The sequence below is a fragment of the Myxococcaceae bacterium JPH2 genome (assembly GCA_016458225.1).
In the GTDB taxonomy this organism is placed as follows: domain Bacteria; phylum Myxococcota; class Myxococcia; order Myxococcales; family Myxococcaceae; genus Citreicoccus.
The window spans coordinates 439506-462681 of the sequence record JAEMGR010000005.1 but is presented as its reverse complement, the minus strand read 5'-3'; the positions used below and the strand labels follow the sequence as shown (position 1 = coordinate 462681).

Genomic DNA, 23176 nt, shown 5'->3' with positions numbered 1-23176 from the left:
CTGACTACTCCACGACGACGAGCTTGGCGTTGTTCTCCACGGCGGTGCCTTCCTTGGCGAACAGCTCCGTCACCTTGCCCGCCTTGGGGCTCTTGAGCTCGTTCTCCATCTTCATGGCCTCGACGACCACGAGCCCCTGGCCCTCCTTCACCTCGTCGCCCACCTTCACCAGCACCTTCACCACCTTGCCCGGCATGGGCGCGGTGATGAGCTGCTTGCCCTCCACGGAGAAGCCCGCGGTGGCCGCGCGCAGCCGCAGCCGGCGCTCGTCCGCCACGTCCACGCGCGTCACCTGCCCGCGCACCAGCACGCCCACCTCGTCGCCGTTCTCCTCGAACTCGACGCTGTACGACTGCCCGTCCACCAGCATGGACATGGTGCCGTGCTCCAGCGCCAGCGCGTCCACCTGGAACGTCTTGCCATTGACGGTGAGCCGGTAGCGGTCGTTCCCCAGCGACTCCAGGTCGACCGGCACCGCTTCCTTCTGGCCCTGCTGCTTCGTGAAGTAACGCATGGAAGGTTTTCCGAGAGGGAAGGGGGATGCGGCCTAGCGACGGTTGCGCAGCGCCTGCCGCCACGGGCTGACGCCGCCCGTGCCGGAGCCCGAGCCCTGGGCGCTCGGCAGCGTCTTGGCGCGCTTCTGGTCGCGGTTGTACGCGTAGACGGCGCTGGCCAGCAGCGCCACCTCGCTCAGGCGCGGATCCTCCACGCCCATCAGCGCGTCGTGGTTGCGCGTGAGGAAGCTGGTGTCGTAGTCGCCGCCCACGAACTCCGGGTGCGCCAGGAGCGCCTTCAGGTAGCGGATGTTGGTGGTGATGCCCTTCACCACGTACTCGCTCAGCGCGCGCTGCGCCCGGGCGATCGCCTCGGCCCGCGTGGGCGCCCACACGGACAGCTTGGAGATCATCGGGTCGTAGAAGTTGGGCACCGTGAAGCCCGGGAACACGCCCGAGTCATCGCGCACGTTCGGTCCGCCCGGCACGCGCAGGTAGGTAATCTTCCCGGGGCTGGGCATGAAGTTGCGCGAGGGGTCCTCGGCGTAGACGCGCACCTCGATGGAGTGCCCGTTGGGCGTGGGGGCCTCCAGCAGCGGCAGCTTCTCGCCCTCGGCGGCGCGGATCTGCAGGGCGACGAGGTCCAGGCCCGTGACCCACTCCGTCACCGGGTGCTCCACCTGGAGGCGGGTGTTCATCTCCAGGAAGTAGAAGTTGCGGTGCACGTCCACCAGGAACTCCACCGTCCCGGCGCCCACGTAGTTGACGGCCTTGGCCGCCTTCACCGCCACCTCGCCCATCTTCGCCCGCAGCTCCGGGGTGAGGATGGGGCTGGGCGTCTCCTCCACCACCTTCTGGTGCCGGCGCTGCGCCGAGCACTCGCGCTCGTTCAGGTGGATGGTGTTGCCGTACTGGTCCGCGAACACCTGGATCTCCACATGGTGTGGCTTCTCCAGGTACTTCTCGATGTAGACGGCGTCGTTGCCGAAGGCGTTGAGCGCCTCGCTCTTGGCCGAGCGCCACGCGGACTCGAACTCCTGGAGGCTCTCCACGCGACGCATGCCCTTGCCGCCACCGCCGCCGGCGGCCTTGAGCATGATGGGGAAGCCAATCTTCTGGGCGTAGTCGCGGGCCTCGCCCTCGGTGGCGAAGGGCTCGGTGGAGCCGGGCACCACGGGCACGCCGGCCTTGATCATGTTGGCGCGGGCGCGAGTCTTCTCGCCCATGGCGTCCATGGCGGAGGCCGGCGGACCGATGAAGGTGATGCCGGCCTTCTCGCAGGCGCGCACGAAGGACGCGTTCTCGGAGAGGAAGCCGTAGCCGGGGTGGATGGCGTCCGCGCCGGACTTCTTCGCGACCTCGAGGATGCGCTCCTGCACGAGGTAGCTCTCACGCGAGGGCGGGGGGCCGACGAAGTACGCCTGGTCGGCGGTGCGGACGTGGAGCGCGGAGCGGTCCGCCTCGGAGTAGACGGCCACCGTGGAGATGCCGAGCTCCTTGCAGGTGCGCATTACCCGGATGGCGATCTCGCCGCGGTTGGCGACGAGCACTTTGCGGATCTTGGGCATGGGCGCCCCTCTAGCACGGGCGCCCGGGTTTGCCGACCCTACTTCCGCATGCCGCGGTACTGCTCCATGTAGGCCCGCGCCTGCGCGAGCTTCCCCTCGACGAACAGGTCATCCTCGTCCGGAGCGGGAGCGGGTGCGGGCAGCATCGGCTGGGTCGCCGCGCCCCCCGAGCCGAAGTCCACGGCCGCCGCCAGGAGATTGCGCGCCGCGTCGCCAGTGAACAGATGCGAGAGCGTGGGCGTCTCCACGCCGAGCCAGCGCGCGCCCTGGCGCACGACATCCAGGTACTCACCCTCGGATGCGCGCGGCGGGTAGCCGGGGACGGCGAGACAGGCGCGCGCGTAGCTGTGCTCGCGGTCCACGTAGATGCCGAGCGTCCGCTCGCGACACTCCTGGGCCAGCCCCTTGGCGATCGCGTCCAGGTGCTCCTCGGGAGAGGGGCCCTTGCCGCTGGGCAGCGGCACCTCGGCCACGTGCCAGCCCGCGTCCGCCAGCCCGTCCGGCCGGTGGGGCACCCAATGGGCCTCGGGCGGAGCGACGTCCAACGCATCACAGACGCGCTGAATCGTCGGGTGCAGGGCGGGGAGAGGGCCTTCGACGTCGGACACGAAGAAAACGAGGCGGCGCAGGGTCACGCGGGCAGCTCCTTGGGTAGCTCCCTGAAAGCCCACGCGCCGCCCGAGAATTTCCCGGACGGCGCGCGCCTGCCTGCCCTGCGTCCGGAGGAGGGGGTCCCCCGGGCGCTTGGGGATTACAGCGGGATTACAGCGGGATGTTGCCGTGCTTGCGCGGCAGGTTCTCCTGGCGCTTGTCCTTGAGCATCTCCAGGGCGCGGATGACCTTGCTGCGCGTGTCCTCGGGACGGATGACCTCGTCGATGTAGCCCAGCTCCGCCGCCTTGAACGGGTTGGCGAACTTCTCGCGGTACTCGGCCACCAGGCGCGCGCGCTCGGCGTTGGGGTCCTTCGCCTTGAGCAGCTCGTTGCGGAAGATGATGTTGACCGCGCCCTCGGGGCCCATCACGGCGATCTCCGCCGACGGGTACGCGTAGTTGATGTCCGCGCGGATGTGCTTGGAGGCCATGACGTCATACGCGCCGCCGTAGGCCTTGCGCGTGATGACGGTGATTTTGGGGACGGTGGCCTCGGCGTACGCGTAGAGCAGCTTGGCGCCGTGGGTGATGATGCCGCCCCACTCCTGGTCGGTGCCGGGCAGGAAGCCGGGCACGTCCACGAAGGTGACGAGCGGGATGTTGAAGCAGTCGCAGAAGCGCACGAAGCGCGCGGCCTTCACGCTGGCGTCGATGTCCAGGCAGCCGGCGAGCACCGCGGGCTGGTTGGCGACGATGCCCACGCTGCGCCCGTTCATGCGCGCGAAGCCGACGACGATGTTCTTGGCGAAGTGCTCCTGCACCTCGAAGAAGTGCTTGTTGTCGACGACCGCCCGGACGATCTCCTTGATGTCGTAGGGCTTGTTGGGGTTGCTCGGCACGAGCGTCTTGAGGGACTCCTCGGCGCGGAACGGGTCGTCGTCACACGGCTGGGCGGGCGCGTCCTCCTGGTTGTTGGAGGGGAGGAACGAGAGCAGCTCGCGGGTCATCACGATGGCCGCCTGCTCGTTCTCCGCCGCGAAGTGCGCCACGCCGGACTTCTGGTTGTGCGTGAGCGCGCCGCCCAGGGCCTCCTTCGACACCTCCTCGTGCGTCACCGTCTTGATGACGTCCGGGCCGGTGATGAACATGTAGGAGGTGTCCTTCACCATCATGATGAAGTCGGTGATGGCGGGCGAGTACACCGCGCCGCCCGCGCACGGACCCAGGATGAGGGAGATTTGCGGCACCACGCCCGAGGCGAGCGTGTTGCGCAGGAAGATGTCCGCGTAGCCCGCGAGGCTCTCCACGCCTTCCTGGATGCGCGCGCCGCCCGAGTCGTTCAGGCCGATGACCGGCGCGCCCACGCGGGTGGCCATGTCCATGATCTTGCAGATCTTCTGGGCATAGGCGCCGGACAGCGAGCCGCCGAAGACGGTGAAGTCCTGGGCGAAGACGAAGACCTTGCGGCCCTCGACGGTGCCGTAGCCGGTGACGACGCCGTCACCGAGGATCTTCTTGTCGCCCATGCCGAAGTCGTTCGAGCGGTGGGTGACGAACTTGTCCAGCTCACAGAAGGAGCCGGGGTCCAGCAGCAGGTCGATGCGCTCGCGGGCGGTGAGCTTGCCGGCCTCGTGCTGCTTGGCGATGCGGTCAGCGCCGCCGCCTTGCTCGGCCTGCTGCTCCATCTGCTGGAGCCGTGCGCGGAGAGGATCCTTCTCGGGGGTTCCGTCCATGGGGCGCCGTCTACCACACCGGCGCGCGGCCCGCGCGTGTCCCGAACCCTCGCGTGCCCCCCGCGTGTCCAAAGCGGCGCGGTGCGGCATGGCCTGGGGGGGAGGGCCGTCCTGCCCCGGGGCGCGGGGCCGGCCGGGTGGGTAGATTGGCGCTGGGAGGCCGTTCATGAGCGTCATCACCCTCGCGAAGCAGGGCAAGAAGGTCGTGCTGGACAAGCTCGCCACCTCGCCGGACAAGAAGGTGAAGCGCGAGTCCGCGAAGGAGGAGTTCGAGGCGCTGGGCGCGGAGCTCTTCGACCTTCAGGACCTTCAATGGGGGGCCCGGCTGAACTCGGTGCTCATCGTCCTGCAGGGGCGCGACACGGCGGGCAAGGACGGCACCATCAAGCACGTGGTGGGGGACCTGAACCCGCGCGGCGTCGCCGTCACGTCCTTTGGCGTCCCCACGCCCGAGGAGAATGCGCACGACTTCCTCTGGCGTGTTCACAAGCACACCCCGCGCCTGGGTGAGTTCGCCATCTTCAACCGCTCCCACTACGAGGACGTGTTGGCGGTGCGCGTGCACAAGCTGGCGCCCAAGCCGCTGTGGAAGGCGCGCTACGGTCACATCCGCGACTTCGAGGAGATGCTGGCCGAGCACGGCACCATCGTCCTCAAGTTCTTCCTCCACATCAGCCGCGAGGAGCAGGAGCAGCGCCTCCTGGACCGGGAGAAGGAGCCGCGCAAGGCGTGGAAGATCAGCGCCGGCGACTGGGATGACCGGCGGCACTGGGACGACTACTCGCAGGCGTACCAGGATGTCTTCGCGGAGACCTCCACGCCGTGGGCGCCGTGGACGCTCGTGCCGTCGGACTCGAAGTGGTACCGCAACCTCGTGGTGGCGCGGCGGGTGGCGGAGGCGCTCCGGCCGTACCGCAAGGCGTGGCAGGAGCGCCTGGACGAGGTGGGCGCGCGCAAGAAGGCGGAGCTGAAGGCCTGGCGCAAGAAGCGCTAGTTCGGCTTGGAGAGCAGCCGGTCCACCGCCTCCACGTCGATGGCGTAGCGCGCGCGCAGCTCTGTGACGGACACCTCCCAGAGCTGTCCCCAGGCCGCGCCGAACACGGGCTGCGCGCGCTGGCCCAGGAGCCAGCCGCGCACCAGGGCGCGAAGGCGCGCGTCGCGCTCGGCGAAGGCGTAGAGCAGGGTGTTGGCCAGTCCACCCGTGAGCACCGCGAGCGCGAACGGGCTGCCAATCTGCGCGAGGCTGAAGGCCTGCACCCCCAGCTCGCCGGCCACGTCTGCGGAGAACCCCGTGAGCACGTGCCACACGTCATGCGTCTCCAAGAGGTGGGCGCGGACGTAGAGCGCGTCCGTGGGGGCATCCAGGCGCGGCAGCGCGGCGGGGTCCAGCCCGTTCACGCGCAGGTGGTCCGAGTAGCTGCGGCCCAACGTGCCGAGCGGGAGCGCTCCCATCCAGGTCAGGTCCAGGCGCCCCACGCGCGGACGCTCGCAGAAGGCGCGCGCCACGGTGGGGTGGCGCTGGAGGTTGCGGGCCAGGGACTGGAGTGACTCGGGTGGCACCAGCACGGGGGCCAGCTCCAGGATGTTCGTCAACAGCGTGGGGTCGCGCACCGCATGCGTGGCCTGCCAGGCCGCCTTCGCCCACTGGATGGGATTGTGCATTGCTTTCTCCGCTGCTCGCGGTGCCGCGAGCGCACTGCCGTTGAACCTCCGGCGCCGCCCGGTACGCGGGGGCGACCGGGTGTCTGCGGGAGGACTGCCCGCAGGCGGACACCGCCGGCCCGCTGCTGCTCGGAATTGGGAAATGGGCGCGAGGGGCTCGGAGCGCAACCCCTCGGAACTCCGCGAAACGTTCGTTGGCGCACGTGATGCACAAGGGGCAGGCACGGTGCGGCGCTGCTCCTCGTCAGCCTCACCTCGCGGAAGTGACACCCACCGCCGCCACCCATCGCGAGGAGAGGAGAGCCGTCATGATCTGCAACGAGAGCACTGTCGACCGTTCGCTGCGCGTCCTGGAGGGGTTGGTGATGTTGGCGCTGGTGGTGGCCGGACCGCGCACGCCGTGGGGCCTCGTGGGGTTGGTGCCGCTGCTCACGGGCGTGCTGGGCTACTGCCCGCTCTACGCGCTGCTCGGCGTGAGCACGCAGCCGAGCGGGCTGCAGGCCGTGCGCGGCCTGCCGTGAAGCGCTCGGGTGCCCTCCTGGCCCGAGGCGAGCGGACGACCGGGCTCCTTCTTGTCCCGTGCGCGCGTCGCCGGTGGGACGGAGCTTGAGACTCCGGACCGGGCCTGTGCCTCCAGTGGCCCGCGCGTGCCACCAGGATGCTCCGAGCCAGAATGCTCCGGAGGAGGGCCGATGCCAGCCACTCGCGGGGGACTTCAATTCGCGTCGTTCCGCGGCATCCCCATCCGCGCGCACATCTCCCTGTTGCTCATCCTGCCCCTGATGGCCTTCCTGTTCGGCGGCGCGTTCCGGCGCGCGGCGGAGGTGGCGCACGTGCCTCCCGAGCGCCTGGCGGGCTCGCCCTTTCTCTGGGGCCTGCTCGTGGCGGTGGGCCTGTTCGCTTCCGTGCTGATTCACGAGCTGGCGCACACCGTCTATGCGCTCCGCCATGGCGGGCGGGTGCGCGGCATCACGCTGATGATGGTGGGCGGCGTGTCCGAGCTGTCCGAGGCGCCGCCGCGTCCGCGTGACGAGGCCTGGATGGCGCTGATGGGGCCGCTGACGAGCCTGGGGCTCGCCGCGGTGCTCGGCGGCGCGACGTGGCTCTTGCGCGACCTGCGCTCGTTCAACCTCCAGTTCGCCTGCTTCTACCTGGGCACCCTCAACCTCTTCCTGGGGCTGTTCAACCTGCTGCCGGCGTTTCCCATGGATGGGGGGCGCATCGTGCGCGCGGTGCTCACCAGCCGGTGGGGCCCGCTGCGCGCCACGCGCGTGGCCGCGGGACTGGGACGCGGGTTCGCGGTGCTGATGGGCCTGTGGGGGCTCGTGCAGCTCAACCCGCTGCTCGTCGTCATCGCCTTCTTCATCTTCATGGGCGCCGAGGGTGAGGCGCGGCAGGTGCGGATGAAGGTGACGCTGGAGGGCATCCCCGTGGCGCAGCTCATGTCGCCCCGGCGCGTGAGCGTGGATGTGGCGGACTCGCTGTGGGATGCGCAGTGGGCGCTGCGGCGCGAGCGCGTGCCGATGCTTCCGGTGACGGAGGATGGGCGCCCGGTGGGGCGGGTGACGGTGGAGGCGATCGGCGCCGTGCCCGAGGACGCGCGCGGACGCCGCACCACGCGCGAGGTGATGCAGTCGCCCGCGGTGACGGTGTCGCTCGCGGACGACGGCTGGACGGCGGTGCGGCGCATGGCCGAGGCCGAGGTGCCGCAGCTCGCGGTGGTGGAGGAGGACGGGCGTCTGGCGGGGACGGTGGACGTCACGGACGTGCAGCAGACGCTGGCCTTGCACGCGTCGCGGACGGAGCGCGAGGAGCGCCGAGGGCCGCGCTGGCGTCAGGAGCGGCCCGCCTGAGTCCGAGACGCTCGGCGACTACTGCGCGGGCGGCAGGGCCCACGTCATCGCGAAGCGGTGGCCTCCGCCCGCCGCGCTGTCGAGCCAGCCGGTGAGGCGCTCACTTCGCGCGAGCAGCGGCCCCAGCTCCGAGCTGGCCGCGAACATCGCCGCGAGGCTGTCATCCCCCATGACGTCCAGGAGCGACACCTGCGACAGGCCGCGCGCCAGGCGCTTGGGGTCCACCGCGAACTCCACCGCGTGCTGCTGCGCGGTGGGCTCGGCGGGCACCACCCCCAGCAGGGCCTGCGTCACCGCCTCGTCGTTGCCCATCACGAGATGATTGCCCTTGAGGCGCAGCACCAACGTGCCCCCCTTCACCGCGAGCGCCCAGCCATCCGCCAGCGGCTTCGCGCCGGGGAACCGGCCCACCGGCTCCAAGGCGGCCTTCGCCGCCGCCGCGTCCTTCACCTCGGCGGCCAGGGCCTGACGTCCGGCGAAGAAGCGCCCCGTGGCGGAGCGCAGCGAGCCGCGCACCTGCACCGCGTCCAAATCCAGCAGCACCGCGCCCGTGAGCTGCCGGGCCACCGCCGCGGCCACGGCCTTCACTCCGTCCGCCGGGCACTCCGGACACACGGACTGCACCGCGGTGCGCACCGCGCCCAATGCCTGCGCCACTCCCGCCGGGGCAATCTGCGCGCGCGCGACGAGGAGGCCCTCGGGCTTCACCGCGCCATAGGGGCTCGCGGCCAGCGCCTGGAAGGGCGGCAGCGGCAGCGTGGACGCGGTGCCGTCCACCTGGAGCGAGTTCGCGGTCCCATCCAGGCCGAGCACGCCCTCGGGCGTCTGCAGATACAGCACGCCCGGCACCTTGCTCATGCGCGCGTTGGTCGCGGGCGCGCGGCCCACCAGTCGCACGGCTTCCTTCAGCAGCGCGCCGCGCTCGTCGGATCCACCGAAGGCGCAGGCCTCGTCGCCCTTCAGGGCGTAGCCCACGCTGCCGCCCTGCGGACGCGGCAGGCTCACCGTCGTCACGCCCTTGGCCACGACGGGCTTCACCGCGCCCGTGGGGGCCAGCACCTCGGCGGCCTTGGCCTGGAAGGCCTTCGCGTCCTTCAGGTGCGTGCAGGACACCCGACCGTCGCCCCGCATCGACACGGTGGCGGGGCCCGTGGCGTCGATGCCCAGCGCGGCGAGCGCCTCCGGGTGCGCGGGATCCAACTCCAGGAAGGGGTGCAGCTCCGGCCGCCACGCCGAGGGACGCAGCAGGCTCGAGTAGGTGCCCGCCCGCTCCAGGAAGGCGGTCAGCCCCTGGAGCCGGTCGAGCTGGGGCACATGGACGACGGTGTTCGCCGAGGCGGCGACGCGGGGAGCGGGGGCTGCGGCCAGGGAGGCGGCCAGGGCGAGCGCGAGCATTCCCCGACGTGAGAGCAGACGTCCTCCCCTGTCAAGGTGAACGGCGCCTAGAACGCGCCACTCAACGTCAGGCCGCCGCCATTCGCGTCCAGGGCCAACGTGGGCACCACCGCGAGTGCGTCCGGCGTCGTCAGCTCATACGCCACCACCGCGCCCAGCACGGCCACGGGCGCGCCCACCAGCACCCAGGTGGCGCCCCGGTCCTGCGAGCCTCCGACGAAGGCCGCCACCGTGCCCGGCACGCCGCCCGCGAGCGCCGCCAGCAGGCTGCCTCGCCCATCCAGCAGCGTGCCCACCGTCCACGTGCCCAGCCCCGCGCCCAGGCCCAACCCCAACGACGGCAGCAGCGCCGAGCCGCGCATGCGGTGCCACGGGAAGTCCTGCCGCGTGGTCCACCCCTTGAGCCCCAGCCCCAGCACCGCCCCCGCCGCCGCGCCTCCCAGGAAGGCTCCCGCGGGCCGCAGCAGGCTCGGCTCGGAGGTGACCGGTGCGAGCGTCGCGTCCTGCGCGCTCGCGCGTCCCGCGACCAGCGCGAAGGTCAACACTCCGCCGCGCGCCAGCGTTCGAGCGGCGCGCGAGAGGAGAGGCTTGGGACGGGAGACGCGACTCGGACGGTGGGACTGGCTCAACGCACTCCTCCTCGCGACGGGGCCTGGGACGCGCGCGCTAGAGGCGACCCGCGTTGGCCCATTCAATCATCCGCTCCGCCAGATCCTCGGCGTTGCGGCGCAGGTGCGCCAGTTGAAGCACCTCGTCATCCGTGCGCGCCAACGCGAGCCGCCGCGTCAGCCCGTCCGCGAAGCGCACCACCTGCGCGATGCTGACGTAGAAGCGGTCCTCCAACACGCCGGCGAAGCGCGCCACCTCGGCGTCCACCCCGTGCCCATCCGTCACCAGCGCCTCCACCAGCGCCTGGCGCGCGACCGGGTGCTCATACTCCGCCGGATGGCGAAGCTGGCGCTTCCACGGCTGCGCCTCCCAGCGCAGACGCGCGGGGTCCTTGGCCACCCACGTCGAGCGCGTATCCGCGGCGCCCAGGCGGGGTGCGCCTTTCTCTCCTGGCATCCACAAGGCCATCTCCATCAGTGCCCCCTCTCCACTACGGGGTCCGTCCACAGGCATGACTGACATCGATGCATCACTCCATCCGCGTGGGTACGTCGCAGCGCGCCACCGGCGCGGACCGGTGGCACGAGGTAATGACGCGGCCGCCCGGAATCCTTGGGTAGGGTGCCCGTGAGGGCATCGTTGACAGGGAGCGGGGCGATCGGGACAGTCCGCCGCGCCATGGCGACCTATCCCGCGACCCCCCGCGAAGCCTTCCAACAGCTGCGAGCCCTCGCCGAGGACCTGCGCCAACCCGAGCGGCGCGGCCAGGCCCTGACGGAGCTGCGCGCGCTGGCGGAGCTGGCACGAGGCAAGCCCGAGAACGCCCCGCTGCGCCTGGAGCAGGTGGTGGTGGCGGTGGGCGCGTCGCAGGAGCGGCTGGAGCTGTTCCTGTTGCCCTCCATCTTCGCGCCCGAGGCGTGGGCCTTCACCTTCCTCGAAGGGCTCTTGAAGGTGCCGCTGGACGAGTACGCGGGAAAGCGGCTGGTGGAGGTGGGCTCGGGCTCGGGGTGGATCTGCCTGGCGCTGGCGAAGTTCACCGGGCTCTCTCGCATCCATGGCATGGACCTCAACCCGCACGCGCCGGTGGTCGGGTTGTGCAACGCGTGGCTCAACGGTGATGAGCAGCTCGTGTCGCGCCTGTCCTTTGGCGAGAGCGACCTGTTGCGTGGCCTGCCCGAGACGCCCTCGTGGGACTTCATCGTCGGATGCATCCCGCAGGTGCTGCGCGGCGAGGGACTCCCCGCGGAGCTGGAGCTGTCCCAGGCGGATGAGCAGGCGCTCTACGACCTCTCCAATTACTGCACGCTCCAGAACGTCTACGAGGACCACTTCGGCCTGGGCCTCATCGCGCGCCTGTTGGACGAGGCGCCGGAGCGACTGGCGCCGGGTGGCCGGCTGCTGCTGAACCTCGCGGGCCGGCCGGGCCGCGCCATCATCGAGCGCATGTTCACGCGCCGAGGCTTCGCCACCCATGTGAGCGTGGCGCGCCGGGTGATGCAGGCGGCGGACACGGACATCCGCCCGCTGGTGGCGCTGGAGCAGCGCACCGGACGCGAGTTCGAGTTCTTCATGGAGGCCCACAGCCCCGAGCCGCTGCGCGCCGCCACCGCGCTCGGGTGGCTGCAGGCGGGCAATCCCATCTGGCACGAGGTGGCCGTCTGGGAGGCGAACCTCGCCCTTCCTCGCGAGACGCTGGCGCTGCGTGCGTCCTTGCGGAAGCTGGACATCGCCTCGCTCCAGGAGGAGCTGGACCTGGGGGCGGCGTCCGCCGAGCAGCTCGGGTTCGCGGCGTCGCTGGCGGGGCGGTTGGCGCGAACGCCGGAGCTGCCGTACGCGCACGAGGCGGGCGACGCGCCGTTCCGCCGCCTGGTGTCGCGCTACCTGGATCGCTACTTCGGCCTCCGACTGGCCGAGGACGCGCTGTTCGTCGCGCCCGAGCGTGAGCAGGCGGTGTACTCGCTCCTCTTGTCCATGTGCGATCCGGGCGACGAGGTGCTCGTGTCTCGCAGCCTGCACCCGCTCTACGCCCGCGCGCTGGACAAGGCGGGCGTGCGCGCCACGGTGACGCACACGTCGCTGGGAGAAATTCAGCGTTTGCTGACCGCGTTCGACGTGAAGGCGGTGTTCCTCACGGTGGAGCCCGGCGAGCGCACCAACCTGGCCGTGCTGCGCGACATCGTCGCGGAGGCCGCGCGGCGTGGCATCTGGGTGGTGCTGGACGAGAGCGCCTTCTTCAACATCACCGGCGGCGTGGAGCCGCGCACGCTGTTCGAGTTCCTCGCCCGCGAGGTGCCCGCGCCCAACCTGGTGGTCCTCTATGGCCTCATCAAGAACGCAGTGTGGCCGGACCTGGAGCTGACGCTGCTGTTGCCCGTGCCCGAGCCCCTGCGCGCCGACCTGGAGGTGGCCGCGGAGGTGACGTACTCGCGCATCAGCACGCTGGCGCAGTGGTTCTACGAGCGCACCTTCGCGGAGCTGCTCGCCTTCCGCCTCGCCTTCGCCGAGCCCGCGCCGCCCGCGCCGCGCCCGAAGCCCGAGGTGCCGCTGCCGCGCTCGAAGCGCATCGCGCACCTGTCCACGTTCCCCGCCTTCCTGCCCCGCATCTTCCGCGAGGAGGATCCGGAGCTGGTGCGGCTGGACTACGGCGAGAACGAGGGCCCGTTGCCGCCGCCGCTGGTGGAGGGGCTCGTCGCGGCCAGTGTCGCTCCGCCCGCCGCGGGCACGCAGACGGGCCTGGCCGAGGCGCTCACGTCGTTCCTCTTGGAGACGCGCGGCGCGCGCTATTCGCCGGATGAGCTGGTGCTGGCTCCGGGCGTGTGGCCGCTCGTGCATCACCTCGGTGTGGCGCTGCGCCAGCGGTTGGGTCGCGCGCCCCGCGTGTTCCTGGCCACGCCTTGCTACGGCGTCCTGCCGCCCACGTTTGTCGCGGCGGGATGCGAGGTGGAGCTGGGGACGCTCGCCTCGCTGCTCGCGCGCCGGGGCGCGGGTTCTCCCGATGCGGTGGTGGTGTCCCAGCCCTCCAACCCCGCGGGCACGTACCTGACGCATCAGGAGCTGGTGGCCCTGGCCACGTACGTGGTGGAGCAGCGGTGCCTGCTGGTGTCCGACGAAATCTTCGGCCTGGTGCACCTCACCAACCCCACCGCCGAGACGGTGCACAGCCCCGTCACGTTGGAGGGCGCGGTGCCGGGCGTGGGCGCGCGCACGGTCATCCTGGGCGGACTGTCCAAGGAGTTCGCCGCGGGCGGGCTGCGCGTGGGCTGGCTGGCCACGAGGGACCGGGCGCTCGCTCAAGCGCTGCGCGACAGCGGACCGGGTGCGCTGCACCTGCCCACCGCGCGCGCGGCGGCGTACCTCTACGCGGCCTATGCGCGCAGCCCCGAGGGACAGCTCCTGTACGCGGCGCGACACCGCGCCCTGCGCGACTTCCTGGGGAAGATGCGCCGCGAGCTGGCGGAGAAGCGCGCGCTGCTGGCGGAGGTGCTGCCGGACTCAGGGCTCGCTGAGTCCGCCGAGGTGGGCGGCCTGTTCCTCGCGCCGCGCGTGACGGCGTGGCTGGGGCGCGAGGTGGACGGGGAGCGCCTCACGCCGGAGAACCTGCCGCGCATCGTCTACACGCACACGCGCGTGGTGCTCAACGGCGGCGCGTGGTGCGGGGACCCCGAGCGCGTGCGCGCGGTGTTCTCCATTCCCATGGCCAAGCTCCTGCGCGCGAGGGATCGCCTGCGTGCGTTCGGGATGATGGTGCGCTCGCGCTGACGATGGTGTCTGGCTGACACGGAGCGAGCCCCTCGGACCACTGCCGCGCGGACGCGACGCGCGGCACACTGCTCCCCCGGCACCGGCGCGTGCGAAGGCTGCCGGGCCATACGGGGGGATGCGCGATGGGCGAGCCCGGACGACGGCCGGCGATCGAGCTCCTGGATGTGCACAAGTCGTTTGGTGACCAGTCGGTGCTCGCGGGCGTGAGCCTCGTCGTTCCCGAGGGCACCACCTGTGTACTCCTCGGGGTGTCCGGTTCCGGTAAGACGGTGTTGATGAAGCTCATCGACGGGCTGCTCCAGCCGGACCGGGGCACCGTGCGCGTGGCGGGCGAGGACCTGTCTCGACTGGGCGTGGTGGACCTGGACCGGGTGCGGCGCAAGCTGGGCATCCTCTTCCAGGGCGGGGCGCTGTTCGACTCGCTCACCGTCTTCGACAACGTCGCCTTCCCGCTGCGCGAGCGGGCGCGTCTGCCCGAGCGTCAGGTGCGCGAGCGCGTGCGGCGCGCGCTGGTGATGGTGGACCTGGAGGCCGCGGCGGACCAGTACCCGGGGGAGCTGTCGGGCGGCATGCTCAAGCGCGCGGCGTTCGCTCGCGCCATGGTGCTGGAGCCGTCGGTGCTGCTCTACGACGACCCCACCGCGGGGTTGGATCCGCTCAAGACGCGCTCGGTGGTGGACGTCATGGTCATGGCGAAGCAGCAGCTCCACGCCACCTCGCTCGTCATCACGCCGGATGTGGCCACCGCTTTCGAGGTGGGGGACCACCTGGCCTTGCTGCACGAAGGCCGCATCGTGGAGCACGCTCCGCCGGACGTGTTCCGCCAGTCCCGTCACCCCGCGGTGCGCGCCTTCCTGCATGACTGGTTGGAGCGCCGCGCGCGGCACGCCCCCGCGGACTCGACTGCTTCCCACTGAACGTTCCGGGCGGGCCTGTTCACGTCGGGACAGTCCCCGCGCGCGAGGCGTGAACGCAGTGGACCCATCGCGCCCGCATCGTGCGGAATCGTCGAGAGGAAGCGCGGTGACTCCCGTCCCGCGAGCTGCGGGCCCAGCACGGCCCTCGGGGTACGTCATGCCGAACCTGCTCGATCTGCCACGCCAGGCACTGCTGGATTTTCGCTCGCGGCTGAGCCACCTGCCCCTGGTGTCTCAGCTCCAGCGGCGCAACGTCGTTCCGGAGAGCTTCAACCTGTCGAGCCCCGCGCCCCAGGACTCGATGCTCGCGGACCCCGAGCGCGTGGAGGTGTGGCGCCTGGCCATCGAGCGCTACGTGCGCACCGGACAGGTGGTGGTGGACGTGTGCACGGGCACGGGCCTGCGCACGTTCCTGGCCGCCTCGCGCCACCCGCGCAAGCTGTACGCGGTGGATGACTCGCGGCTCCTGGACACCACGCAGTGGGTGGCGCGGCGCAACGGGCTGGACCACATCGACTTCGTGCGCGAGCCGCCCCGTCGCTTCCAGTCGCAGGAGCGCGCGGACGTGCTCCTGCACGAGCTGCTGGGGGATGCGCTGTTCGACGCGGGCATGGTGCCGCGGATGCTCGACCTGCGCTCGCGCCTGCTGCGGCCAGGTGGGCGCATCCTGCCCAATCGCTTCGAGGTGTTCGTGGAGCCGGTGCAGCTTCGCGACGAGGCCTGCATCCCGTTCATCTGGAGCCAGCGCTTCCCCAGCGTGGACTACCGCTGCCTGCAGTCGCTGCGCGAGGCGATGAGCCCCTCGTACTTCACGCGGCTGGTGCGCTCGTACGAGGTGGAGCACCTCCTGTGCGAGCCCGAGCCGTCCTTCGCCTTCGACCTGGAGACCATGGCCGTGGACGGCCTGCCCAGCGTCGTGCGCTACGAGCGGCCCGTGGTGGAGAGCGGGCGCGTGGATGGCCTGTGCCTCTTCTACAAAGTGGCCTTCGACGCGGAGCTGTCCTTCACGGTGTCGCCGCTGCGCGGGCGCAACCACACGGGCATGACGCTCCTGCGCGTGGACCCGCGCGAGTACGAGCGCTTCGAGATGCTCTCCTTCGAGCTGGAGCTGCCAGACCCGTCGGATGTCCGCACGTGGCGCTGGCGGTTTCTTTGAACCTCCGCGCGGACCTTGCTCCGCGGGCCGGTTGCGGGCGAGAAGGACGCCATGTCGGCCCGAGAGCGGATGGCGAGCGCGGACGCGGCGTGGCTCCAGATGGAGGAGCCCGCCAACCTGATGATGATCACCGCGGTGCTCTGGTTCGAGGGGCGGCTGGACCGGCATCGCCTGCGAGACGCCGTGCGCGAGCGGTTGGTCGAGCGCTACCCACGCTTCCGCCAGCGCGTGGAGACCGGGCGCCCCGGTGCACCGCACTGGGTGGACGTGGACGACCTGGACCTGGACGCCCATGTGACCTCCGTGGAGGTGGCCGCGCCCGGTGACCGCGCCGCGCTGGAGGCGCTGGTGGGGCACTGGATGAGCGTGCCGCTGGAGCGCTCCCGGCCGCTGTGGCACCTGCACGTGGTGGAGGGCGCGAACGGGGGCGATGTGCTGCTGGCCCGGCTGCACCACTGCATGGCGGATGGCATCGCGCTGGCGCGGGTGCTGCTGTCGCTCACGGATGGGGCCGAGGTGGACGTGCCTGTCCCAGAGCCTCGGCGCGCGGAGACGCCGGGGTGGATGCGCCTGGCGCTCGGCGCGATGAACGTGGCGGGGACGGCGCGCGCGGCGCTGCGCAAGGGCGTGCAGTGGGTGCAGGAGCCCATCCTCGCCGGAGACCTGATGCGCGAGGGCGCGCTGGGCGCCGCGGCGCTGGGCAAGCTCCTGGTGATGCCGGCGGATCCGCCCTCGCCGCTGCGGGGGCCGCTCGGTGAGGAGAAGCGCGCCGCGTGGTCCGCGCCCATCCCGCTGGCTCGGGTGAAGGCGCTGGGGCGCGCGCTGGAGGGCACGGTGAACGACGTGCTCCTGGCGGCGCTGGCCGGCGCGCTGCGGCGCTATCTGGAATCGCGCGACGCTCCCGCCGAGGACGTGCACGTGCTGGTGCCGGTGAACCTGCGTCCCTTGGACGAGCCCGTGCCGCGAGCGCTGGGCAATCGCTTCGGCGTCGTCTTCCTGCGCCTGCCCGTGCACATCGAGGAGCCCCGGCGGCGCGTGCGCGAGCTGGCCCGTCGCATGGAGGCCCTCAAGCGGTCTCCCGAGGCGGTGCTCACCTTCGGCGCGCTGGAGTTCCTCGGGCACACGCCGGCCGCGGTGGAGCGGTGGGTGGTGGATGTCATGGGGACGAAGGCCTCGCTGGTGGCCACCAACGTGCCCGGCCCCAGAGAGCCCGTGTCGCTGGCGGGCACCCGCTTGGAGGGCCTGACGTTCTGGGTGCCGCAGGCGGGCCACGTGGGGTTGGGCGTGAGTCTCTTCAGCTACGCGGGGCAGGTGACGGTGGGCGTGGCGGCGGATGCGTCGCGTGTGCCCGAGCCCGCGTTGCTCCTCGCGGCCTTCCATGCGGAGCTGGACGCGCTCGACGCCGCGTGCGCGTAGCGCCTCGCCTCACATCAGGCCGTGTTCCTCCAGCTTGTTGTAGAGCGTGCGCCGGCTGATGCCGAGCAGCCGCGCCGCCAACGTGCGGTTGTCACCCGCGCGCTTGAGGGCGTCCTCCATGGCGTGTCGCTCGGTGTCCTTGCGCCGTGACTCCAGCGTGCCGGCTTCCACGCCCATGGGAGATGCCTCCAGCGCGGGCGCGGGCGCGACGGGTACGGCGGCGAGGCCGGGCTGCCGTCCTAGCTCGCGCGCCACGTCCGCGCCGGTGAGCTGAGGCCCGTCGGAGAGCACCACCAGGCGCTCCATGAAGTTCTGGAGCTGACGCACGTTGCCGGGCCACGGTTGGGCCTGGAGCGTGGCCAGCCCGTCCGGGGTGAGCGTGAAGGGCGGGCGACCGTTGGCCTTCGCGTGCACGTCCAGGAAGTGCAGGGCGAGCGCCTCCAGGTCCTCGGGCCGCTCGCGCAGGGGCGGCAGCCACACCGGCACCACGTTGAGGCGATAGAAGAGGTCCTCGCGGAACTCACCGCGCCGGACCATCTCCTCGAGCGGTCGGTGCGTGGCCGCCACGAAGCGCACGTCCACCTTGACCGTCTGCGTTCCCCCGAGCCGCTCGAACTCGCGCTCCTGGAGCACGCGCAAGAGCTTCACCTGCACGGCGGGGGAGATGTCGCCAATCTCGTCGAGGAAGAGCGTTCCGCCGTGGGCCAGCTCCACGCGACCGGGCTTGCGCGTGGCGGCGCCGGTGAAGGCTCCTTTCTCGTAGCCGAACAGCTCGCTCTCCAGCAGTGTGTCCGGCAGGGCCGCGCAGTGCAGCTTCACGAAGGGGCCTTCTCGCCGGGGGCTGTTCTCGTGGACCGCGCGCGCGGCCAGCTCCTTGCCGGTGCCGGACTCACCGCGCACCAGCACGGTGGCAGTGCCCGTGGCCGCCTTCGCCAGCAGCGCCAGGGCTTGGGAGAGCGCTGGGCCCTGGCCGACGAACGCGCTCCGGGACTTCAGGGGCGCGCGCGGCGCCTCGCTGTTCGCGCCCACCAGCGCCTTGCGCACCGTGAAGAGGATCTCCTCCCGGTCGAACGGCTTGAGCATGAAGTCGGCGGCGCCGGCTCGCATCGCCTCCACGGCCAGCGGCACCGTGCCGTGCGCGGTCAGCAGGATGACGGGCACGTCGGGCCAGCCCTTCGCCACCTCGGTGAGCAGCTCCATGCCGTTCATGCCCGGCATGCGCACGTCGCTGATGACCACGTCGATGGGGCGGCGAGCCAGGCACGTGAGCGCCTCGGCCGCGCTCGTCACCACGTGCGGCGTCAGCCCGGCCTGCGCGAGCAGCGCGCCCAGCACCTTGGCCACGGCCGCGTCGTCATCCACCAGCAGGACCTGGCCCTTCAACGGCTCGTTCACGCGGCATCTCCGTGGGGCTGCCGGGCCGGTGACGCGGAGGACGTCGGCAGGTGAAGGCTCAGAATCGTGCCACGCCCCTCGTTGCTCGTCAGCGTCACCGAGCCGCCGTGCGCCTCCACCACGCGCCGCACGAAGGCCAGGCCCAGGCCGCTGCCCGAGGCCTTGGTGGTGAAGAACTCGTCGAAGGCCCGCTCCCGCGTGCGCGCGTCCATGCCCTCGCCGGTGTCCTCCACCGCGAGCGTCACGCCGCCCGCGTCCACGGTGGTGCGCACGGTGAGGGTGCCGCCCGAGGGCATCGCCTCGAACGCGTTGCGCACCAGGTTCTCCAGCGCGTGGGTCAGCAGGTCCTCGTCTCCCGCGAGCGGATGCGTCGTCGGGGCCAGGGCGCGCACCAGCACCACCTTCCCGGGGTTGGCGAAGGCCTGGAGGGACAGCACGCTGTCCACCAGTCGGTGCAGGTCCAGGGGGCGCATGAGCGGCTCCACGCGCGCCAGCCGCTGGTACGTGCCCACCACGCCGTCCAGCCGCTCCACCTGCTCCAGCAGCAGGTCCAGGAAGTCGCCGTGCGCGTCCCAGGGTTGGCCGCGCGCGTGCTCCTCCTTGAGGTACTGCGCGGCGCCCTTCATCGCGGCGATGGGGTTGCGCAGGTCATGGGCCATCTGCGCGGAGAAGCGCCCGAGCGTGGCCAGTCGCTCCCATCGCTCGCGCTGGGTGACGAAGGCGGTGACGCCGCGCCGAGCCGCCGCGAGCATCGCGAAGGTGATGGTGGTGGTGCCGATGACCAACGGGCCCGCCTCGCCGGCGAAGAGCCAGAAGACCGCGAGGTAGGCGAGCACGCCCAGCAGCGCCAGCACGCCCGCGGACAGCGCGGCACGGGCGCCCTCGTCCTCGCCGAAGAGTCGGAAGCGCAGCGCCACCGTGGCCATCACCGGCAGGCCCAGCAGGGTGCCCAGGCTTCCCAGCCTCGGCGTGCGCAGGCCCAGGTCCGCCGCGAAGTCCGTGAGCAGCAGGGCCACGGTCAGCGCGAGCCCCAACAGCACGAGCCCCGCGCGAGCCCGCTCCTCGGCCTGCCGAGCGCGGAGCAGGTGCGCGCCCAGCAGCCAGAAGCCCGCGGCGAGCACCGGCAGCGCCAGCGCGCCCATCAGCAGGGCGAGGCGAGACGGGGTGCGCCACACGGCCAGGGCCGGAGTGCTCGGGCTCGCCAGCAGCGCGAAGCCCACCAGCCCCATCACCGCGTAGGCGCCGTACATGGCCCAGGCCGAGCGCTTGCGGCGGCCCACGAAGGCGAGGATGAAGTGGAGCGCGCTGGGCAGCATCATCAGCGCGGCGAGCGCGCCCACCAGCCGCCAGTCGGACTCCCCCGAGCGCACCAGTGCAAAGGATGCGAAGTCCCACGTCGACAGGCAGATGCACAGCAGCGACAGCGGGAGGGCCAGGACGCCGCGCCCCACGCGCGCGAGCGAGAGCCCCGCGAGGGCCACCAGCCCCGCGCACGCCACCAGACTGAGCCACATCGCGCTCGTCATGGCGTGCGGACGTCCCCTTGGGTCAGAGCATTCCCAGGCGGCGGGCGTTGGCCAGGTCCACGGCGGCGGCTTCCCAGCGACGCACGGCCTGCTCGCGCTCGGCCTCGGGCGAGTCCGCGTAGAAGCCCAGCGTGTCGTTGAGCGCGCGGCTCAGCTCCTCGATGGCGGCGAGGCGCACGTCCAGCTCGCGGTGTCGCAGCGCCGCGATGAGCCAGTCCGCGCGGCGACGGCTGCGGTTCTCCGCCCACCACGCCGTCCACTGGCGCGGCTGGAGTCCGAGCGTGGCGCGCGTCACCTCGCGCAGGGCCTCGGCGGCGGCCTGCGCGCACATGGCGTCGTCGCTGCCCGTGAGGTTGATGAGGCCCTCGATGGACTCGCGGTCATGCAGGGCGCCCAGCGCGCGCGCGGCCAGCGAGCGGCGCAGTGGGTCTCGATTCGTCAGCTCCTGGCGCAGGTCGCGCAGGGCCACGTCCAGGCGCGGCAGGTGCTTGAGCGCGGCGGCGGCCACGCGCGCGGCGCTGGAGATGTCCGGCTCCAGGTCGAACAGGCCGCGCAGCACGCCGTCCACCAGCTCGACGAAGGGCAGGCTGCCCGCGGTGAGCAGCGCGAAGTAGCGCGTGTCCGCGTCGTTCGAGTCCAGCAGCGGCGACAGGGCCTGCGCGGCCGAGCGGCCCAGGCGGGAGAGGGCACCGGGAATCGGGCCCAGCTCGTCGGCCTCGGGCAACTCGACCACGGGGAGTCGGCTCCACGCGGTGGGACCGGGGAAGTGCTGGGCCAGCACGCGAGCGCTGGCCTCGGGCGAGCGCGCCAGCTCCGCCATCGCGCTGGAGCGCTGGGCGGCGTCCGGGCCGGTGAGGCGACGGAGCAGCGGCGTGAAGTCCGGAGGCGGGCGCTCCTCCTGTGACATCACCCGAGGCGGCACGGTGGCGGCGCGGCCCAGGTTGCCCGCGGCGCCGCGTCCGAAGAACGGGCTCCATCCCAGGCCGGCCGCCATGGCGGGCGCGGGAGCGGGCTGGAGGCTCGCGCCGGGTGGCACGTCCTCGTCGATGGAGAAGTCGGTGGGCTCGTTGCCGCGCAGCTCGGACACGCGCTGCTTGCGGAAGAGGATGAGCTCCTGGAAGGCGGCGGGCAGGTCCTGGCAGAACAGGATGTAGTCGGACAGGCGGCGCTGGCTGATGGGCTTCTGTCCGCAGTCGCCGTAGAGGATGGCCACCAGCCGGCCCTTCACCTCGACCGGGTACAGGAACACGGTGCGCGGCGCCTGCCGACCGAAGAGCTCCAGGTAGTGCTTGGTGAGCGCGTCCGGGGGCAGGGGGCCCGCGTAGCTGCCGCGCGTGACGGCCACGGTGCGGAAGACGCTGCTCGCGTCGAGCGGGATGGACACCTGGTGGAGCGGCTCGCCGAGCATGCCCTCACCGCGGGCATCCCAGCCCACGCCCGCGCCGCGCATGACGGCGAAGGCGGAGACGTAGTCGAACGTGCGGCGGCCGAAGCGCAGCGCCACGTCCATCAGCTTGTCACGGTCCTTGGACGCGTCCTTCAGCGCGGCGCGCGCCTGAGCCAGCGTCCAGTCCGGGACGTCCTGTCCGGAGGGCGGCTGCGCGGCGGGACGCGACGGGGCGCCCTCGGGCCCGCGCGCGGGCTTCGGGGTAGCGGGGTTGCTGAAGACGAGGAACGACGGCTCGGTGCGCGGCGGAGGCGCGGGAGGGTCGTTGCGACCGGGCGTCGCGATGGCCGCGAAGCGCATCGTCGGGGGGCTGGTGGGCGCTGGAGACGGAGGCCACACCTGCGGGGGCTCGGCGGGGCGCGGAGCCTGGGGCGGCGCGGGAGGACGGTTCCCCTGAGGCGATGCCCCCGTGGTTCCGCTCGGCGGAGCCAGCGGCTGCTGCGGCGCGGGCGAGGCGGAAGGTGCCCCTCCCGGCGCTGCGACGCCCTGTGCTGCGCTCGGCTTTGCCTGCGCGGACGAAGCCGCCTGCGGAGCCTTCGCGGGAGCCGCTGCGTTCTGCCCCTGCGTGGTGGAAGTCCCGTGCGAGGCGCCCTGCTGCGAGGCCATCGGGCCTGGCGACGCCTGCGCGGACGAAGTCCCCTGCGACGAGGTCGTGCCCGGTGCGGAAGCCGCCCTGGGCGCCAAGGACGTGCCTTGCGTGGACGCAGGTCCTTGCGGCCCAGGCGCGCCCTGCGGTGCTGGTGCGGTCGAAGGCCCCGTCGGTGCGGTCGCGGGCTTCGCGGCGGGCTGTCCCTGCTGCGCGCGCGCGGGCTGCGACGGCGCGGTCCCCGTGGCGGGCGGAGTCGCCGGCTTCGCGGGTGCGGCATCGCTCGGCATGTTCAGCCGGAGCGGCGCTCGCACGAAGGCGGGCGGCGGCACCGTGCTGGCCTCGGGCGGCGGCGGAGGCGGCGGGCTGTTGAGGCGCAGCGGCTCGCGCACGAACGCGGGCGGCGGGACGGCGGCGGGCGCGGGGCGAGCCTCGGTGGGCACGGGCTCCTGCGCCACCGAGCGCGCCAACTGCTCCACCATGTCCACGGTGAGCGAGTCCTCGTGTGCCTCGGGAGGTGGAGGCGGCGGCATGCCCTGCCGCTCTGGATCCACCATCGCGGAGAGCTGCGAGAACCGAGGCGCGAGCGGCTGCCGGTAGATGACGGAGATCCACTCGCGGACGCGCAGCTCGATGGCGACCCACAGCTCCAGCGGCTTGCCGAGCAGGAACCCGACTTCCTCCAGCTCCTTCTTCGGCACCGGATAGCCACAGGCGACGTGCAGCGTGTTGCCATCCAGCGACAGCGGCACCACGCACAGCCGCTCGGCGATCTTCGGCGGGATGAAGGACGCGACGTCCGGGTTCGGCTCGAAGTCGATCAGGTTCACCGGCTTGACGCCCGAGACCTCACCGAGCAGCGCGAGCACATCCTGCTCGCCCATCCCGCGCTCCAGCAGCGCCGTGTCGACATGGCCCCCTTGCGCCTGTTGCTGACGCAGGACCTCCGCGGCCTTCTCTTGGGTGAGCAGGGTGCGCGAGACGAGAAGCTGGGCGAGGCGGGCTGGCATGAAGGGCGCGGCATCTTACGGCCGCGGCCGCAAGGAACAATGAGTCGTTACTCAG

General features: G+C 71.9%; 18 protein-coding genes. 7 read left to right on the top strand and 11 right to left on the bottom strand.

Going from position 1 to position 23176, the window contains the following annotated elements:
• Positions 1 to 4: 4 nt before the first annotated feature.
• The 4 genes from JGU66_10830 to JGU66_10815 all read right to left on the bottom strand — a co-directional run bounded on the left by JGU66_10830 (position 5) and on the right by JGU66_10815 (position 4387).
• Positions 5 to 514 carry a biotin/lipoyl-binding protein gene (locus JGU66_10830; GenBank protein ID MBJ6761259.1) on the bottom strand — a complete coding sequence of 170 codons (510 nt, stop codon included), beginning with the start codon at positions 512 to 514 and terminating at the stop codon, positions 5 to 7.
• Positions 515 to 547: 33 nt separating this feature from the next.
• Positions 548 to 2062: an acetyl-CoA carboxylase biotin carboxylase subunit gene (locus tag JGU66_10825; protein MBJ6761258.1), complete on the bottom strand. Its 1515-nt coding sequence runs from the start codon at positions 2060 to 2062 to the stop codon at positions 548 to 550.
• 38 nt (positions 2063 to 2100) lie between these two features.
• Positions 2101 to 2697: a hypothetical protein gene (locus JGU66_10820; protein ID MBJ6761257.1), complete on the bottom strand. Its 597-nt coding sequence runs from the start codon at positions 2695 to 2697 to the stop codon at positions 2101 to 2103.
• Between the two features lie 127 nt (positions 2698 to 2824).
• Positions 2825 to 4387 (bottom strand): acyl-CoA carboxylase subunit beta, encoded by a 1563-nt coding sequence (locus JGU66_10815; protein MBJ6761256.1) that lies wholly within the window; start codon positions 4385 to 4387, stop codon positions 2825 to 2827.
• 166 nt (positions 4388 to 4553) lie between these two features.
• On the opposite strand from JGU66_10815, the gene JGU66_10810 reads away from it, so the two are divergent.
• On the top strand, positions 4554 to 5381 hold the full coding sequence (locus JGU66_10810; GenBank protein ID MBJ6761255.1) for a polyphosphate kinase 2 family protein: 828 nt from the start codon (positions 4554 to 4556) through the stop codon (positions 5379 to 5381).
• On the opposite strand, the gene JGU66_10805 is transcribed toward JGU66_10810, so the two are convergent.
• Positions 5378 to 6049 carry a hypothetical protein gene (locus tag JGU66_10805; protein MBJ6761254.1) on the bottom strand — a complete coding sequence of 224 codons (672 nt, stop codon included), beginning with the start codon at positions 6047 to 6049 and terminating at the stop codon, positions 5378 to 5380. The genes JGU66_10810 and JGU66_10805 overlap by 4 nt on opposite strands.
• A gap of 308 nt (positions 6050 to 6357) precedes the next feature.
• Here JGU66_10805 and JGU66_10800 point away from each other — a divergent pair, with 308 nt between their 5' ends.
• Positions 6358 to 6570 carry a DUF2892 domain-containing protein gene (locus JGU66_10800; GenBank protein ID MBJ6761253.1) on the top strand — a complete coding sequence of 71 codons (213 nt, stop codon included), beginning with the start codon at positions 6358 to 6360 and terminating at the stop codon, positions 6568 to 6570.
• A 171-nt stretch (positions 6571 to 6741) separates the two neighbouring features.
• Positions 6742 to 7902: a site-2 protease family protein gene (locus tag JGU66_10795; protein MBJ6761252.1), complete on the top strand. Its 1161-nt coding sequence runs from the start codon at positions 6742 to 6744 to the stop codon at positions 7900 to 7902.
• 18 nt (positions 7903 to 7920) lie between these two features.
• Here the strand turns inward: JGU66_10795 and JGU66_10790 are convergent, their stop codons facing one another.
• Genes JGU66_10790 through JGU66_10780 form a run of 3 tightly spaced genes read right to left on the bottom strand, consistent with a single transcriptional unit; the run spans position 7921 to position 10428 of the window.
• Positions 7921 to 9297 (bottom strand): hypothetical protein, encoded by a 1377-nt coding sequence (locus JGU66_10790; protein ID MBJ6761251.1) that lies wholly within the window; start codon positions 9295 to 9297, stop codon positions 7921 to 7923.
• A 47-nt stretch (positions 9298 to 9344) separates the two neighbouring features.
• A complete protein-coding gene (locus tag JGU66_10785) occupies positions 9345 to 9926 on the bottom strand; it encodes a hypothetical protein (GenBank protein MBJ6761250.1) in 582 nt (193 codons plus the stop codon).
• A gap of 37 nt (positions 9927 to 9963) precedes the next feature.
• A complete protein-coding gene (locus JGU66_10780) occupies positions 9964 to 10428 on the bottom strand; it encodes a hypothetical protein (protein MBJ6761249.1) in 465 nt (154 codons plus the stop codon).
• Between the two features lie 156 nt (positions 10429 to 10584).
• Here JGU66_10780 and JGU66_10775 point away from each other — a divergent pair, with 156 nt between their 5' ends.
• The 4 genes from JGU66_10775 (at position 10585) to JGU66_10760 (ending at position 17157) form a co-directional block, all read left to right on the top strand.
• Positions 10585 to 13665, top strand: coding sequence for an aminotransferase class I/II-fold pyridoxal phosphate-dependent enzyme (locus JGU66_10775; protein ID MBJ6761248.1), 3081 nt, complete (start codon positions 10585 to 10587; stop codon positions 13663 to 13665).
• 125 nt (positions 13666 to 13790) lie between these two features.
• On the top strand, positions 13791 to 14585 hold the full coding sequence (locus JGU66_10770; GenBank protein ID MBJ6761247.1) for an ATP-binding cassette domain-containing protein: 795 nt from the start codon (positions 13791 to 13793) through the stop codon (positions 14583 to 14585).
• A gap of 157 nt (positions 14586 to 14742) precedes the next feature.
• Complete coding sequence (locus tag JGU66_10765; protein ID MBJ6761246.1) at positions 14743 to 15741, top strand: class I SAM-dependent methyltransferase; 999 nt, start codon at positions 14743 to 14745, stop codon at positions 15739 to 15741.
• Positions 15742 to 15792: 51 nt separating this feature from the next.
• A complete protein-coding gene (locus JGU66_10760) occupies positions 15793 to 17157 on the top strand; it encodes a wax ester/triacylglycerol synthase family O-acyltransferase (protein ID MBJ6761245.1) in 1365 nt (454 codons plus the stop codon).
• Positions 17158 to 17166: 9 nt separating this feature from the next.
• Here the strand turns inward: JGU66_10760 and JGU66_10755 are convergent, their stop codons facing one another.
• Genes JGU66_10755 through JGU66_10745 form a run of 3 tightly spaced genes read right to left on the bottom strand, consistent with a single transcriptional unit; the run spans position 17167 to position 23121 of the window.
• Positions 17167 to 18552, bottom strand: a complete 1386-nt coding sequence (locus JGU66_10755) for a sigma-54-dependent Fis family transcriptional regulator (GenBank protein MBJ6761244.1) — start codon at positions 18550 to 18552, stop codon at positions 17167 to 17169.
• Positions 18549 to 20078, bottom strand: coding sequence for a HAMP domain-containing histidine kinase (locus tag JGU66_10750; GenBank protein MBJ6761243.1), 1530 nt, complete (start codon positions 20076 to 20078; stop codon positions 18549 to 18551). The genes JGU66_10755 and JGU66_10750 overlap by 4 nt, the downstream gene beginning before the upstream one ends.
• Positions 20079 to 20100: 22 nt before the next feature.
• The gene (locus JGU66_10745) at positions 20101 to 23121 is read right to left on the bottom strand and encodes a FrgA protein (protein ID MBJ6761242.1); all 3021 of its coding nucleotides are present in this window, start codon (positions 23119 to 23121) and stop codon (positions 20101 to 20103) included.
• Positions 23122 to 23176 lie beyond the last annotated feature (55 nt).

What these genes read in the sequence shown, in the direction of transcription:
- JGU66_10830 (MBJ6761259.1), bottom strand. Translation starts at nt 514, where the DNA reads ATGCGTTACTTCACGAAGCAGCAGGGCCAGAAGGAAGCGGTGCCGGTC.
- JGU66_10825 (MBJ6761258.1), bottom strand. Translation starts at nt 2,062, where the DNA reads ATGCCCAAGATCCGCAAAGTGCTCGTCGCCAACCGCGGCGAGATCGCC.
- JGU66_10815 (MBJ6761256.1), bottom strand. Translation starts at nt 4,387, where the DNA reads ATGGACGGAACCCCCGAGAAGGATCCTCTCCGCGCACGGCTCCAGCAG.
- JGU66_10810 (MBJ6761255.1), top strand. Translation starts at nt 4,554, where the DNA reads ATGAGCGTCATCACCCTCGCGAAGCAGGGCAAGAAGGTCGTGCTGGAC.
- JGU66_10805 (MBJ6761254.1), bottom strand. Translation starts at nt 6,049, where the DNA reads ATGCACAATCCCATCCAGTGGGCGAAGGCGGCCTGGCAGGCCACGCAT.
- JGU66_10800 (MBJ6761253.1), top strand. Translation starts at nt 6,358, where the DNA reads ATGATCTGCAACGAGAGCACTGTCGACCGTTCGCTGCGCGTCCTGGAG.
- JGU66_10795 (MBJ6761252.1), top strand. Translation starts at nt 6,742, where the DNA reads ATGCCAGCCACTCGCGGGGGACTTCAATTCGCGTCGTTCCGCGGCATC.
- JGU66_10790 (MBJ6761251.1), bottom strand. Translation starts at nt 9,297, where the DNA reads ATGCTCGCGCTCGCCCTGGCCGCCTCCCTGGCCGCAGCCCCCGCTCCC.
- JGU66_10780 (MBJ6761249.1), bottom strand. Translation starts at nt 10,428, where the DNA reads ATGTCAGTCATGCCTGTGGACGGACCCCGTAGTGGAGAGGGGGCACTG.
- JGU66_10775 (MBJ6761248.1), top strand. Translation starts at nt 10,585, where the DNA reads ATGGCGACCTATCCCGCGACCCCCCGCGAAGCCTTCCAACAGCTGCGA.
- JGU66_10770 (MBJ6761247.1), top strand. Translation starts at nt 13,791, where the DNA reads ATGGGCGAGCCCGGACGACGGCCGGCGATCGAGCTCCTGGATGTGCAC.
- JGU66_10765 (MBJ6761246.1), top strand. Translation starts at nt 14,743, where the DNA reads ATGCCGAACCTGCTCGATCTGCCACGCCAGGCACTGCTGGATTTTCGC.
- JGU66_10760 (MBJ6761245.1), top strand. Translation starts at nt 15,793, where the DNA reads ATGTCGGCCCGAGAGCGGATGGCGAGCGCGGACGCGGCGTGGCTCCAG.
- JGU66_10750 (MBJ6761243.1), bottom strand. Translation starts at nt 20,078, where the DNA reads ATGACGAGCGCGATGTGGCTCAGTCTGGTGGCGTGCGCGGGGCTGGTG.
- JGU66_10745 (MBJ6761242.1), bottom strand. Translation starts at nt 23,121, where the DNA reads ATGCCAGCCCGCCTCGCCCAGCTTCTCGTCTCGCGCACCCTGCTCACC.